Source organism: Kribbella pittospori, assembly GCF_004331465.1.
GTDB lineage: Bacteria > Actinomycetota > Actinomycetes > Propionibacteriales > Kribbellaceae > Kribbella > Kribbella pittospori.
Window position 1 is genome coordinate 150,916 of record NZ_SJKB01000004.1, and the last position, 13,694, is coordinate 164,609.

A 13,694-nucleotide genomic window follows, 5' to 3' on the forward strand; every position below is an offset into this window, starting at 1 on the left:
CCGGAAGGCTAACCAATCCGCTTACCATGTGCTGTGCTCTCCCCGATTCTGTTCTCGGTTGCTGCCGACAGTTATGAGTGGGCGGTCCGGGAGATCCGGGGCGAGTTCGGGCGTGAGGTGCGGATCGAGCGGGTCAGCGGTGACCTGGGGCGCATCGTCGAGGGCGGTCTGTCCGTGGGCGAGATCGCCGCGGCGTGCGATGCCGGGCGGATCGTGTTCGTCCGGCACCTGACCACCGAGATCGCCAGCTTCGCTGAGCTGCCCCCGGATTACGAGCTGGCTGACCTGGTGCTGAGCGCCTTGCCTGATTACCCGAAAGCGCTCGCGGTCCAGGCCTGGACCGACGATGCAGGCACTGGCGGCTCGTACTACCACCGGCTCGAGCAGGCACTCACGGAGCGTGGGGTGAGCGTGACCCGCTCGGGGCAGGACGTTGTCGTCTCGTGCTTCGTGGGCCGGCGAGCGGTCCTGCTCGGGGTGAACCGGCGCGCGGACAGCCTGTCGGATTGGCCGGGTGGGCGGATGCGATTGGCTCGGGCCGAGGAACGGGTGTCGCGGTCGGAGTTCAAGCTGGAGGAGGCGATCGCGACCTTCGGGCTGGAGTTGCCGCCGGGTGGGAAGGCCGTCGACCTGGGTGCGTCGCCGGGTGGGTGGACGCGGATCCTGCGGCTGCACGGGCAGGAGGTGTGGTCGGTGGACCCCGGCTCGCTGGACCAGCGGCTGCAGCGCGACCGCGGGATCCATCACGCCGCGACGACGGCCGGGCGGTTCTTCGCGGAGAACCGGGTGCGGTTCGACGTGGTGGTGAACGACATGCGGATGGACCAGGTGATGAGCGCCCGGATGATGGTCGACGCGGCGGCGCACCTGCGCCGCGGCGGACTCGCGATCGTCACGCTCAAGGGCGGCGGGAAGAACCCGCTCGACGGCGCCCGGCGCGGTATCGACGTGCTGCGGCAGCAGTACGACGTACTCCACGCCCGGCAACTGCATCACAACCGCAACGAGATCACCGTCGTCGCCCGCAAGGTGTGAGAAGACGCGAAAGAGGCGCCCGGGTGATCCCGGGCGCCTGTTTCAGGCCCTACGACGGAGAAAGCTGGGGTCAGCCGACGACGCGCTGGACCTTGCCGGCCTTGATGCAGGACGTGCAGACCTTCAGGCGGGTCGGGGTGCCCTTGATGAGCGCCCGGACCGGCTGGATGTTGGGGTTGAACCGCCGCGGCGTACGAGCCTTGACCCGACGGATCATCGCGCCCTTACCCAGGCGGGCAACGTTGTTGCCGAACGTCGGCTGCTTGCCGCAGACATCGCACTTCTTAGACATGATTCTCCGTGTTCAGGGTCGTGACACCGACAGACCATGTTACATGCGGCCTGACGCACGACCAATTCGGTCCACACTCGCCGATCAGGCAGTGAGGTAGGCCACTTCCTCGTCGGTGAGAGTGACCGACAGCCCCGGTGTCGAGGTCCGGGTCTCGCTGACGTGCCGCGGCCCGATCAGCGGGAACACCGGGTACGGCTGGTGCAGGAGCCAGGCCAGCGCGATCGCCGTCGGCTCGACTCCCTTGGCGGCCGCCAGCTCCCGCGCCCGGTCCAGCCTACGGAAGTTCTCGTCGGAGTAGAAACAGCGCACCAGTTCCTCGTCCGACCGGTCCTCCGGCTTGGCCCGCCCGGTGAAGAACCCGCGCGCCTGGCTCGACCACGGGAACAGCGCGACCTGCCGCTCCCGCAGCCACGCCTGCGACTCGTCGTCGGAGACGTGCCGGCAGCCCTTCCACGGTACGTCGTACGCCCGCGCGAGGCTGAGGTGGTTGCTGAGCAGCGTGAACGGCTGCTTGCCGTTGGCCTCGGCGTACGCGTTGGCCTCGTCGAACCGCGGCAGCGACCAGTTGGAGCCGCCGTACGCCTTGATCCGGCCGGCCTTGAAGTGCTCGTCGAGGACGTCGATGAACTCCGAGACATCGATCTCGGAGTTGTCGCGGTGCATCATGTAGAGGTCGACGTGGTCGGTCTGCAGCCGCTCGAGGCTCTCGTGCAGCTGCCGGGTGATCGACTCCGGATCGCAGTGCGGCGTGTGCGCACCCTTGCCGATGACAACGATCTCGTCGCGGTTGCCGCGGGACGTGATCCACTGGCCGAGCAGCTTCTCGCCCCGGCCGCCGCCGTAGATGTAGGCGGTGTCGAACGTCGTTCCGCCGCGCTCGACGAAGTCGTCGAAGACCACCGCCGCGTGCGGCAGCGTCTGCTGGTTGTCGACGCCCATCACGAGCCGGGAGACGGGCTTGTCGAGCCCGGGCACCTTGCCGTAGGTCATCGGGGCGTCAGCGCGCTTGGCCAGCGGACGGCCGGTGGCGGTCGGGACCTTGGCGTCGTCCCGCTCGCTGGCGTACTGCTGCCCGATCGCGGCCCGCCACGCGTCCTGGACGGTCAGGTTGCCGAGCGTGTCGGCCCAGCTCATTTCCGGTGCCTGCCGCTGCTCGATCGCCCGCGCGACCGCCTCGGCCTCGGCCGCGTAGATGAGCGCTGGGTCCGCGGAGATGTCCCGCGGCTCCTCCCCCACCTTGTGCAGGGTGACGTGGGTCGGCTTGCCGTCGCCGCCGAACCACGGGTCCTCGACGACCAGGTAGCCCTTGCTGCCGAAGATGCGGACCTGGTTCTGGTCGCTGAGCCGCACGCCGGTGCTCACCTGAGCGGTGACGCCGCCCTCGAAGAACAGCGTCGCCACGGACCATTCGTCGGCTCCGGTCTCGCCGACCGTGCCGACCGCGGTCACCGCGGCCGGGTCGGCGAACGGCTGCCCGGTCGCCGCACCCGCGATCAGCCGGGCCATCGAGACCGGGTAGCCACCGACGTCGAGGATGCCGCCGCCGGCCAGCTCGTCGGCGAAGATCCGCGACTCCGGCCGGAACGCCGACGCGAACGCGAACGTGGCCTGGATCTGGTGGACGGTGCCGAGCTCGCCGTCGCGGACCAGCTGGGCGATCAGCTTGGTCTGCGGCAGGCAGCGGTACATGTACGCCTCCATCAGGAAGACGTCGTTGCGTACCGCGGCCTCGATCATCGCCTCGGCCCAGGCCTTGTTGATCGCCAGCGGCTTCTCGCACAGCACGTGCTTGCCGGCCTCGGCGGCCTTGATCGCCCACTCGACGTGCATCGGGTGCGGCGTTGCGATGTACACCGCGTCCACGGTCTCGTCGGCGAGCAGGTCGTCGTACGACGCGTGCCGGTTGGCGATGTCCCACTTGTCGGCGAAGGCGTTGGCGGAGTCGATCGACCGGCTGCCGACGGCGACGACCGCGTTCGTCGGTGAGGTCGGCACCTGGCTGGCGAACCGGGAGGCGATGTTCCCGGTGCCGAGGATGCCCCAGCGGAGCTTGGTGTCAGTCAAGAGGTGTCCCGTTTTCGTTGTCGGTGTGGATCAGAATTTCATGGCGCCGGCGGCCAGGTCGGAGATGAAGTGCCGGCCGCCGATCAGGAAGACCCCGATCAACGGTATGACGCTCATCAGGGCGCCCGCCATGACCATGGAGTAGTCGGTGCCGTAGATGCCGTTGAGCTGATCGAGGGCGACCTGCAGGGTGAGCCGGTTCGGGTCTGTCATCACGATCAGCGGCCAGAGGTAGTCGTTCCAGACGTTGATGAAGGTGAAGATGCCGAGGAACGCGAGGCCGGGCCGCAGCACCGGCAGACCGACGGTCAGGTACTGCCGGAAGAAGCCGGCACCGTCGACCTTGGCGGCCGAGATGAGCTCGTCCGGGATCGCGCCGGCGGCGTACTGGCGCATCCAGAAGATGCCGAACGCGTTCGCCGCGCCCGGGATGATCAGTGCCTTCAGCGATCCGATCCAGCCGAACTCCGCGAGCGTGACGAACTGCGGCACCAGCGACAGCTGGGTCGGGATCATGAAGGTTGCCAGTAGCAACCCGAAGAGCAGGTTGCGGCCCGGGAACTCGTACTTCGCGAACGCGAACGCCGCCAGCGAGTCGAAGAACAGGACCAGGACGGTGACGCCGAGGGAGGCGATCAGGGTGAGCAGCATCGCTCCGAAGAAGTCGACGTTGTCGAGCACCTTGCCCATGTTTTCGAACAGGTGGGAGCCGATCACCAGCTTCGGCGGGTAGCTGAAGATGTCCGGTGTGGTGTTCGAGGCCATCACCAGCATCCAGTAGAACGGGAAGATCGAGACCAAGACGCCGAGCATCAAGACGATGTGCCCGATCGTGGTGCGGATGCGCTCAATGGACATCGGCGGCCTCCTTCGTGGTCTGCTGCGCTTCCTCCTGCTGTGCGGCCTTCTGGGCGGCGATGTTGCGTTCGGCCCGGCGGGCGGCGCGACGGGCGATCCGCTCGTTGTCCCGGCCGCCGATCAGTCGCCAGTTGATGATCGAGAACAACACGATGAGGATGAACAGCGCCCAGCCGATCGCGGCGCCGTACCCGAACTGGTTGTTGATGAACGCGCTCTGGTAGAGGTACGACACGATCGTCATACCGGCGTTGCCGGGGCCGCCGATGTTGTTGGTGTCACCGAACAGAACCCGGGATTCGGTGAAGATCTGCAGTCCGCCGATGGTCGAGGTGACCGCGGTGAAGAGGATGACCGGCCGCAGCATCGGCACCGTGATCCGCCAGAACACCTGTCGCGAACTGGCGCCGTCGACCTTGGCCGCCTCGTACACGTCGGCCGAGATCGCCTGCAGTCCGGCCAGGAAGATGATCGCGTTGTAGCCGACCCAGCGCCAGGTGACGATGGTGGCGATCGCGATCTTGATGCCCCACGGCTGGGTCAGCCATTCGACCTTGCCCAGGCCGACCGACTGCAGGAACGCGTTGAGCAGGCCGAAGTTGTTGCTGAAGATCGACCCGAACACCAGGGTGACCGCGACCACCGAGGTGACGTTGGGGATGAAGTAGGCAATCCGGTAGAAGCTGCGGAACCGGGTGGCGTTGTGCAGCGCGTTGGCGATGACCAGCGCGAGCAGCAACATCGGCACGGTCGACAGCACCCAGATGATCAGTGTGTTGCCGATCGCCTGCCAGAACTTCGGATCGCCGAGCAGGTAGCTGTACTGCTGCAGGCCGACCCAGGTCATCGAGCCGATGCCGTCCCAGTCGTGGAACGAGATCCAGATCGAGAACAGCACCGGGAACGCGCCGAAGATGGCAAACAGGATGAAGAACGGCGCGACAGCGGCGTACTGCGGGAACGCCTGGCGGTACTTGCCCGGCGGCTTGGCGGTGGTGTCCGTGGTGCGCACAGTCACGGGAAGTGTTTTGGTGGCAGTCATCTCAGATCGCCCCCGCCCGGGTGAGTTCACGTTCGACCTGGTGCTGTGCGTCGTTCCAGGCCTGGTCCGGTGATTTGCCGGCCACTTCGACGTTCACGAGTTCGGCGCTGATCGGCGCTCCGATGATCGAGTCGTACGGCGAGAAGTAGGCGCCGGGGTACTTCGTGGCCGACTCCGCGAACACCTCGACGATCTTCTGACCGCCGAAGAACGGATCCGGCGCGGCCAGCCGGGAATCGGTGTAACTGGCCGGCGTGGACGGGAACAGCACCGGATCGAGGAAGGCCTGGGCCTGGTTCTTCGCCGACTCCAGCCAGCTGATGAACGCGAAGGCCGCCTCGGGGTTCTTGCAGTACTTCGTGATGCCCAGGAAGGACCCGCCACGGTTGCCGGCGCCACCAGGAGCCGCCGTCACCCGCCAGAGTCCCTTCGTCTTGGGCGCCGCGTTCTTCGGGCCGAGCTGGGCCCACCAGACAGCGGCGTTGAAGGCGACCAGCTTGCCGTTGGTCACGACCGCATCCGCGTCGGTCGAACCGTCCTGCGCGTTGGCGGACAGCCCTTCCTTGACCACGCGGATGGCCAGGTCGAACGCCTCGCGGACGTGGTCCTGGTCGCCGATGTACTGCCCGTCCTCGGTCATGTACCGCTTCGGCTGCTGGGCCATCCGGTAGGCGAAGATGCTGTTGATGTTGTCGGTGATCGACGAGCCGGGGACGGCTTGCTTCACCTTCTTGCCGAGCGCGATGTAGGTGTCCCAGTCCGGCGCGAGCCCGGCGACCGCGGCGGGGTCGATGTCGATGCCGGCCTTGCTGAACACGTCGGTGCGGTAGAACAGCGCCGTCGGACCGGTGTCCATCGGGTAGGCCATCATCTTGTTGTCCGGCGTGACGCCGAGCTTCCACTTCCAGGGCAGGAACTCGCTCTCGCGCTCCTTGGCGCCGAGTTCGAACAGGTCGTGAAACTGGTCGGCGTTGGGGAAGTACGTCGCCACGTCGTCGTTGATCGCGACGATGTCGGGGACCAGCGACTTGCCGGCCAGCGAGGTCAGCACCTTGGTCTTGTAGTTGCTGCCGATCCGCGTCATCGACAGCCGCAGGCCGTCGTGGCCCGGAATCGCCTTTTCCGCCTGGCCGATCAGGTCGTCGTTCACCGATCCGACCCACGTCCACATGCTCAGCTCGTCCGATCCGCCGAGCGAACTTCGGGAGCCACATCCACTCAAACCGGTGCTCGCGGCCGCGGCGCCGGCACCGAACGCGAGGAACTTCCTTCTGCTCAGACTCATACGCCTCACCTGGCGCTTTCTGTTGTTTTTCGCCGGAAGGTGTCCAGATATGTTTACGTAGCCCATAAGGTAAGCGCATACCGACTGAACCGGTCAAGGCCCCGGGCTGACAGGATGGATTCATGCCGACGACCTCTGTCACCGCCGTCCTGTTCGACGCCGACGGCGTGCTCCAGCGCCCGACCATCGACTGGTGGTCGCGCCTGAATTCGCTCGTCCCGGCCGATGGCGAGACCTTCGTGGCCGAGGTGATGGCGGCCGAGAAGCCCAGCCTGGTAGGCAAGGGCGACTTCCGGGACGCGCTCGCCGAGGTCCTGCAGCGCTGGAATTCCACCGCGACGGTCGAGGACGCACTCGAGCCGTGGCAGTGGTTCGCGGCCGAGCCGGCGGTGGTGTCGTTGATCCAGGGCCTGCGCGCCGCCGGGATCGGCTGTCATCTCGCGACCAACCAGCAGGCGTACCGGCGGTCGCTCATGCACGACGAGCGCGGCTACGGCGAGTGGTTCGACCAGAGCTTCTACTCGTGCGATCTGGGGTTGGCGAAGCCTGATCCGGCGTACTTCCGGGCGATCCTGGCCGCGATCGACGTACCGGCGTCGTCGGTGCTGTTCATCGACGACAACGAAGCCAATGTGGCGGGTGCTTTGAGCGTCGGACTGCATGCCGAGGTGTACGACCTGTCGACCGGAGTGGACACGTTGGTGGAGCTGCTACGCCGTTACGGATTGCCGATTCCGGCCTAACCTCTTGTGAGGCGGTGACGGCTTGTGGCATGGTCTCGGGGCAGATGACAACGTAGGACAGTCCACCAGCCGCTCCCTGGAGGCACCGCATGTCCGATCGACGACGTCTCACCCGCCGGCACGCCCTCGGCCTGACCGCGGGGTTGGGCCTGGCGTCCCTTGCTCCCTCGTTCTCTGTGCCTTCCGTCGCCTCCGCCGCCTCCGCAGCCGGTGCTGCGGCGTACCCCAAGGGGCAGCGGCCGCGGCTGCTGAACGTGCTGACCGAGGACTCGCTGAGTTCCGCTGAGCGGACGCTCGCGACCACGCTGCAGGGGCTGCTCGCCCGCCGCGGTGGCGAGTCGCTGTATCTGAACATCCCGTCGCTCGGCTACCAGATCTGGCTGGACGACCTGGTCTCCCGGTACGGCGTTCGCACGCGTTCCGGTGACCTGTGGACAACCGTCACCCGGTCCGGCGTCGACGGATATGTTCTCTTCCGAACAGGCACCCCGTCGGTCAACGTCGCGACCACGCTCTCCGGGCTGACCGGAGCGGTGGCCGTCGAGGAAAGCCTGGAGGCGCTCGCCATCCAGCACGGCCTGCGCAAGGTGCTGGACGTGCGGGACAAGGACGACCGCTGGGTGATGGACAACTACTGGCCACGGTTGCGGCACGACGTCGCGATCGAGCAGAAGGGAGACTGGCCGGAGCGACTGCGGGACTACGTGACGATGGCGGGGACGCTCGCCTTCTTCGACGGCAACTCGGACTTCCGCGCCGAGGTGGTCGACGCACTCGACGACGACGCCACCGTGATCGGCTGGGGCGACGCGTCGAACGGCGAGGACGCCTTCATCGGCGTGAACTCCACCGCCGGCGTCAAGGCGCTTCCCGCCGACCACGCCCGCAACCTGTCAGTGCTCTCGGGCATCCGAGAGGACCGACTGCAGCAGCGCGGGCGGCTCTACGACCCCGCTCTGGCCGGAGGTCCAGCTGCGGGTGCCCGCTCCGGCGCAGCAGGTGCTCCGGGCAACGAACAGAGCGGAGGGGGTGGGGGGAGGGTCCCCGAACCCGACCCGAACGCCCACTACGTCACCTTCCTGATCACGGACGGGGACAACATTCAGTGGATGCTTGGGGACTTTCCGACCGACCCGCGGTGGTTCGGGAGTCCTCGGCGTGGGGAGGTCGACCTGGGCTGGGGCATCTCGCCGTCGCTGATCGATCTCGCTCCCTCGGTGATGCGCTGGTACTACGACCAGTCGCGCAAGGACCGCTGGGTCGTAGGACCGTCAGGCGGCGGCTACATGTACCCGAGCCGCTACCCCGCCGCCGCGCTGGACAAGCACACCGCTTCCCTGGCCAAGGCGATGGGCCGGGCAGATCTCTCCGTCGCGCAGATCATCGACTTCGACGCATTCGAGAACACCGGCCTGTGGTCGTCGTACCTCAAGCGCCGTGAGATCGACGGACTCATCTACCTCGAGTACTCCCGGTACGACGGTCTGAAGGGCAAGGTCGTCTGGTCCGAGGGCAAGCCGGTCATCTCCGCCCGCACGATGCTCTGGGACGGACTCGACGGCGCCGACGAGGCCTCGGTGACCGCTGAGCTCAACGCCGCCACGCGCAACCCGCGCTCAACGGCCGGCTACTCAGTCGTCGTCTGGCACGCGTGGAGCAAGTCCGTCGACAACGTGCTGGCTGTTGTCGACGGACTCGACCCCCACGTCAAGGTCGTCCCGCCGGACACCCTGGTGAAGATGGTCGGCCGGTACGCCCGGCCGTAAACGGCAGCGAACTCCTCGCGCCGACCGGCATCAATCGCCAACCACGAACCTGTGCTGCCGACCCGCGGGGTGCGGGCCGACGGCGCGCCGTACACCCACGACCTTGTGCACCGATCAACCACCAACCACCGGTTGACGTGGTCAACCCGTGCACAAGGTCGCACCTCCGCCCCAGTCATCTGGGCCGTGGACAGGATCTGGGGGCCGTGGACATGACACGACCTGTGCACAGTCACCACGAAGTTGTTCCGTGCGCCCGAGCACCTACCCCGCCAACCGACCAGCCCCCCCCCGATCCCGACCGAGTGCCCCTAGAGCGTGCGGTAGTAGACCGCGACCGGGAGTTTGATGCACCCGAGGCTCTCGTAGAGCCCTCGGGCAGGGGCGTGGAAGTCGTCACCGCCAGTGCCGATCTCGACGACCTCCGCGCCCAGGCTTCGCATCCCGTCGAAGGCGTGCTCACACAGGGCAGTGCCGAGGTTCTCCCGACGGTGCTGAGCCGCGACGGCAAGGATGGTCACCTCGCCATGCCGCCGTTCGGGCTCCACCGCCCACGCCACATAGCCGGCGAGTACACCGTTCTCCTCGGCGACCGCGACGTACTTGTGCTGGTCCGGATCATGCAGCCCCGCGACCTGCTTGTGGTAGTCGTCGCGCCAGTTGCCGTGCTGGATGCCGAAGATCGTCTCGCCGACCAGCGGCCGGAACGACTCCTCGTAGAACGGCCCGAACGTCTCGATGGTGAAGTCGATGAGCCGGGGCAAGTCAGAGTGAATGTACGAACGAATGAACATGAAGTGTGCCTCTCACACTAAAGGAAATCGGGCGCGCGTGACCCACCCGCAGCCCACGCTGCGACGGGCCAACCTTCAGCGCCGAGTACGCCCCGCGGCAAAACACTCCATGCGGCCGATGCTATCGGCTTCCGGGTCTTGCGCGCGCCGCTAAGTCCACTCTACGATCAACTTCGATCACTCAGTGAACGAAGAAGGCAGAGTTGTGGACGAAGTTCTCGACACGAACCCGATGTCCTCGCCGAGCTCGGCGGCGATCCTGGCGGCGATCCGCGACACCGGCGGCGTCTCTCGCGCCGACCTGGCGACCAGCACCGGACTCAGCAAGGCGATCGTGTCCGAGCGGGTGCGGTGGCTGGTCGGGTCCGGCCTGGTCGAGGAGACCGGGGCGAACGCCAGTACGGGCGGACGCCGAGGTACGGCGCTGTCGCTGAGCCGGAGCCGGGGAGTCGTTGTCGGTGCGGAGATCGCGATGACCCACCTGCAGGTGACGGTGTTCTCCCTCGCGCACGAGTTGCTGTGGGAGGAGCGAGTCACGGTCTCGATGCGGCAGGGCCCAGAGCCGGTCCTCAATGCACTGGAGCGCGCTGTCGAGAAGGGGCTGACCGCAACCAAAGCCCATCACCCGCTGTGCGGGATCGGGGTTGGGATCGCCGGGCCGGTGGAGTTCGAGACCGGTCGCACGATTCACCCGCCGGTCCATCCGGACTGGCACGACCAGCAGGTGCGGGACCGTCTGCAGGAACGCTTCGGCGTCCCGGCGCGGATCGACAACGAAGTGAACCTGATGGCACTGGCCGAGCAGATGGTGGGTCAGGGGCAACAGGTCCGCGACCTGCTGGTGATCAAGCTGGGCGCGTGGGTCGGCGCCGGCCTGGTCTCGAACGGCAAACTGCACCGCGGCGCGCAGGGAAGCGCCGGAAGCCTGGTCACCACTCAGGGCGGCGACCACATCGCCGAGCAGGCGGAACTTCTGGCCACGTCCGGCCGGAGCGCCATGCTCGCGAAGGCGAGCACGGCAGGGCAGGAGATCTCGGCCCGCCTGGTGGTCGAGTGTGCCCAACTCGGTGACACCGCGTGCCGCGAGCTGCTCGACAAGGCTGCCGAGAACATCGGCCAGGTGCTGTCCGTCGTGGTCGACTTCTTCAATCCGGCCACCATCGTGGTGGCCGGCCGGATGGCCGGCGACAACGACTTCCTGGCCCGGATCCGCGAGACCATCTACGGCCGCTCCCTCGCGCTGGCGACCCGCGATCTGCAGATCGTCCCGTCGGCGCTGGGTCCCGAGTCGGCGAGCCTCGGTGCGGCGATCATGATCATCGACGAGATCACCAGTGCCGGCCTGCTCACCCGTACCGCCCGCAGGTTGTCGGAAGCGCCGGCGCGATGACCAGAGTCAGCCAGGTGACCCGCGTCGGCATCATCGGAGCCCGCGGCGTCGGCGCCATCCACGCGGCTGTGCTCCAGACGTTGCCCGGTGTCGAGGTCACGATGATCGCCGGATCAGGTCCGGCCACCGCAGCCGCGGCCGCCCGCCGTCTCGGCGTACGACGCTGGACCGCCGATGCCGTCGAACTGGTCACCGACCCCGAGATCGACGCCGTACATGTCTGTACGCCGAACGACCAGCACTTCGATGTGGTCCGCCTTTCGATTGCCGCCGGCAAGCATGTTCTGTGCGAGAAGCCGCTGACCCTTGTTCCGGCCCACGCCGACCTCCTCGCGGCCGCCGCCGAACAACACGAGGCCATCACCACTGTGGCCTACAACTACCGCTACTCCCCTCTCGTCCCTCGCCTGCAACGATTGATCGCCGACGGCCGACTTGGTTCGCTGCACACGATCCGTGCCGGGTATCTCCAGAACTGGGCTCTCGACCGGGTGCACTCGTGGCGAAGCGACCCGGCACAAGGCGGGCGTTCACGCGTACTGAACGACATCGGCGTGCACCTGATCGACCTCGTGGAGTTCGTCAGCGGCACGCGCTTGGAGAGACTGGACACGACGTTCACCGCGCTCGACGGCTTGGCTCCTGGCGCGACGATGTCGCCCTCGCGACCGCACTCAGTGCCGACGGTGTGGCGCTGTCGCTCGTGGCCTCCCAGATCGCCGCCGGCAGTTCGAACGCACTGAGCATCGCGGTCGACGGTCACGACGGTGCGGCCGAGTGGTCCTTGTCAGACTCCGAGGTGGTCACCGTCACCGATCGTTCCTCGGCGTCCAGCCTGCGCACCGACAGCCACGCGCCGGCGTCTGTCGCGGGCGAGTTCTGGCGATCGGAACCCGCACCGGACAGTGCCCGCCGGGCGATGTTCACCGACTTCTATTCCGCCGTCTCGACCCGGACCCGTCCGTCCCGGCTGCCGACCTTCGCCGACGGAGCCCGCCACGTGCACCTCGTGGCGGACGCCTCCGAGGCGCTCGTGCCGGCATCTCTCACTCAGACCCAAGGAGACAGTCATGATCCAGCGCTCTCCGCGTAACGCGCTCCGGGGCGCCGTCGCAGTGGCGGCCGTCCTCGCCTTCTCGGCCTGCGGCACGACCACCGGCGGCAGCACCGACGACGATTCCGGCGGCCTCACTGTCGGCGACAAGGCCACCGTGACCGTCGTCTCGCAGTTCGGGGACAACGCCGCGCTGCAGCCGGTGCTGAAGAAGCTGAGCGAGGCGTACGAGGCCAAGCATCCCGAGGTCACCGTCGACATCCAGTTCCTGTCCGCGGACGACGAGCAGAAGACCCTGCCGACGTCCCTGGCCTCCGGGTCCGGTCCGGACATCTTCGACTACGACGCCGCGGAGTCGGCACTCGGCGAACTGGCGACGAACGGCCTGGTGGCACCACTGGACCGGTACGCCGAGAAGTACGGCTGGAGCGCAAAGATGGCGTCCTCGGTTCTCGACCGCGCCAAGTACAACGACAAGCTGTACGGCGTCCCGCGCTCGAGCGAAGCGGTCGGGCTCTTCTACAGCACCGCGATCTTCGCCAAGCACGGTATCGCCGCCCCGACGACGTACCCGGCGTTCGTCGCGGCCGCCGACCGGCTGAAGGCGGCCGGGGTCACTCCGATTGCCTTTGGCAACAAAGACCAGTGGCCGTCCTCGCACCTGATCGGTGCGGCCCTGCACGCGAACACCCCAGTCGAGACGATCCGGTCGCTGGAGTCGCTCGGCGGCAGCGCGACCTGGCACGACCCGAGCGTGCAGGCCTCGCTGGCGCTCGCGCAGTCGTGGGCGAAGAAGGGCTACCTGACCAGCAACTTCAACGGGGTCGCGTTCGACGACGCGTTCAAGTCGTTCTACACCGGCCAGGCCGGCATGTTCGTCGAGGGAACCGGCGTGACGCCGGACATCCTCCAGAACGCGAGCCACCCGGACGACTTCCGGTTCGTCTCGTTCCCCATGGTCGATGGTGCCCTCAAGCAGCAGGCCGAGGGCGGCGTCGGCGGGGCCTGGTCGATCTCGGAATCGTCCAAGGCCAAGGACATCGCCGCGGACTGGATCGACTTCGTCCACTTCTCCGACACCGCCGAGGCGACCTGGCTGAAGGCCGGTGTGCTCCCGACCTCGAAGTACGACACCAGCAAGGTCGACGTCGCTCCCCTGCTGCAGCAGAACGTCGACGTGGTCCGGGCCGCGCAGGACGGTGGCGGCATCGGGGCATGGACCGGCTACACCTCCAGCGCCCTGGTCACCGAGGCGTGGAACGGCGCGGCCCAGCAGTTCCTCGGCGGCAGCCGTGATGCCGCCGCCTTCGCGACCACCCTCGACGAGGCCCTCACCAAGGCCCGCGCGAAGAAGTGACACCGACGACC

Annotated in this window: 13 protein-coding genes; 7 read left to right on the plus strand and 6 right to left on the minus strand. The window is 67.3% G+C overall.

What is annotated here, in order from left to right; genetic code table 11:
* The first annotated feature begins 33 nt into the window (after positions 1-33).
* Complete coding sequence (locus tag E0H73_RS14320; RefSeq protein ID WP_238163998.1) at positions 34-1,035, plus strand: SAM-dependent methyltransferase; 1,002 nt, start codon at positions 34-36, stop codon at positions 1,033-1,035.
* 70 nt (positions 1,036-1,105) lie between these two features.
* On the opposite strand, the gene rpmB is transcribed toward E0H73_RS14320, so the two are convergent.
* The 5 genes from rpmB to E0H73_RS14345 all read right to left on the minus strand — a co-directional run bounded on the left by rpmB (position 1,106) and on the right by E0H73_RS14345 (position 6,579).
* The gene (gene rpmB, locus E0H73_RS14325) at positions 1,106-1,327 is read right to left on the minus strand and encodes a 50S ribosomal protein L28 (RefSeq protein WP_131355194.1); all 222 of its coding nucleotides are present in this window, start codon (positions 1,325-1,327) and stop codon (positions 1,106-1,108) included.
* An 84-nt stretch (positions 1,328-1,411) separates the two neighbouring features.
* Positions 1,412-3,394, minus strand: a complete 1,983-nt coding sequence (locus tag E0H73_RS14330; protein WP_131355198.1) for an aldo/keto reductase — start codon at positions 3,392-3,394, stop codon at positions 1,412-1,414.
* A 30-nt stretch (positions 3,395-3,424) separates the two neighbouring features.
* Positions 3,425-4,252: a carbohydrate ABC transporter permease gene (locus E0H73_RS14335; protein ID WP_131355201.1), complete on the minus strand. Its 828-nt coding sequence runs from the start codon at positions 4,250-4,252 to the stop codon at positions 3,425-3,427.
* On the minus strand, positions 4,242-5,270 hold the full coding sequence (locus E0H73_RS14340) for a carbohydrate ABC transporter permease (protein ID WP_238163999.1): 1,029 nt from the start codon (positions 5,268-5,270) through the stop codon (positions 4,242-4,244). Before E0H73_RS14340 ends, E0H73_RS14335 begins: the two co-directional genes overlap by 11 nt.
* A 25-nt stretch (positions 5,271-5,295) precedes the next feature.
* Positions 5,296-6,579 (minus strand): ABC transporter substrate-binding protein, encoded by a 1,284-nt coding sequence (locus E0H73_RS14345; RefSeq protein WP_131355208.1) that lies wholly within the window; start codon positions 6,577-6,579, stop codon positions 5,296-5,298.
* Between the two features lie 122 nt (positions 6,580-6,701).
* On the opposite strand from E0H73_RS14345, the gene E0H73_RS14350 reads away from it, so the two are divergent.
* A complete protein-coding gene (locus tag E0H73_RS14350; RefSeq protein WP_131355211.1) occupies positions 6,702-7,322 on the plus strand; it encodes an HAD family hydrolase in 621 nt (206 codons plus the stop codon).
* An 89-nt stretch (positions 7,323-7,411) separates the two neighbouring features.
* A complete protein-coding gene (locus E0H73_RS14355) occupies positions 7,412-9,088 on the plus strand; it encodes a GxGYxYP domain-containing protein (protein WP_131355214.1) in 1,677 nt (558 codons plus the stop codon).
* A gap of 311 nt (positions 9,089-9,399) precedes the next feature.
* Here E0H73_RS14355 and E0H73_RS14360 read toward each other — a convergent pair whose 3' ends face one another.
* Entirely contained in the window at positions 9,400-9,852 is a 453-nt protein-coding gene (locus E0H73_RS14360) for a GNAT family N-acetyltransferase (protein WP_202867388.1), read from the minus strand.
* Positions 9,853-10,087: 235 nt separating this feature from the next.
* On the opposite strand from E0H73_RS14360, the gene E0H73_RS14365 reads away from it, so the two are divergent.
* Genes E0H73_RS14365 through E0H73_RS14380 form a run of 4 tightly spaced genes read left to right on the plus strand, consistent with a single transcriptional unit; the run spans position 10,088 to position 13,683 of the window.
* Positions 10,088-11,272, plus strand: a complete 1,185-nt coding sequence (locus tag E0H73_RS14365) for an ROK family transcriptional regulator (RefSeq protein WP_131355220.1) — start codon at positions 10,088-10,090, stop codon at positions 11,270-11,272.
* Complete coding sequence (locus E0H73_RS14370; protein WP_131355223.1) at positions 11,269-12,015, plus strand: Gfo/Idh/MocA family protein; 747 nt, start codon at positions 11,269-11,271, stop codon at positions 12,013-12,015. Before E0H73_RS14365 ends, E0H73_RS14370 begins: the two co-directional genes overlap by 4 nt.
* Positions 11,976-12,365, plus strand: a complete 390-nt coding sequence (locus E0H73_RS14375; protein ID WP_131355226.1) for a hypothetical protein — start codon at positions 11,976-11,978, stop codon at positions 12,363-12,365. The genes E0H73_RS14370 and E0H73_RS14375 overlap by 40 nt, the downstream gene beginning before the upstream one ends.
* Positions 12,343-13,683: an ABC transporter substrate-binding protein gene (locus E0H73_RS14380; protein WP_131355229.1), complete on the plus strand. Its 1,341-nt coding sequence runs from the start codon at positions 12,343-12,345 to the stop codon at positions 13,681-13,683. Before E0H73_RS14375 ends, E0H73_RS14380 begins: the two co-directional genes overlap by 23 nt.
* The last annotated feature ends 11 nt before the right edge of the window (positions 13,684-13,694 follow it).

Bases quoted from the DNA above. Each gene is read 5' to 3' on its own strand.
- E0H73_RS14370 (WP_131355223.1), top strand. From the start codon at position 11,269: ATGACCAGAGTCAGCCAGGTGACCCGCGTCGGCATCATCGGAGCCCGC.
- E0H73_RS14345 (WP_131355208.1), bottom strand. From the start codon at position 6,579: ATGAGTCTGAGCAGAAGGAAGTTCCTCGCGTTCGGTGCCGGCGCCGCG.
- rpmB (WP_131355194.1), bottom strand. From the start codon at position 1,327: ATGTCTAAGAAGTGCGATGTCTGCGGCAAGCAGCCGACGTTCGGCAAC.
- E0H73_RS14380 (WP_131355229.1), top strand. From the start codon at position 12,343: ATGATCCAGCGCTCTCCGCGTAACGCGCTCCGGGGCGCCGTCGCAGTG.
- E0H73_RS14335 (WP_131355201.1), bottom strand. From the start codon at position 4,252: ATGTCCATTGAGCGCATCCGCACCACGATCGGGCACATCGTCTTGATG.
- E0H73_RS14350 (WP_131355211.1), top strand. From the start codon at position 6,702: ATGCCGACGACCTCTGTCACCGCCGTCCTGTTCGACGCCGACGGCGTG.
- E0H73_RS14355 (WP_131355214.1), top strand. From the start codon at position 7,412: ATGTCCGATCGACGACGTCTCACCCGCCGGCACGCCCTCGGCCTGACC.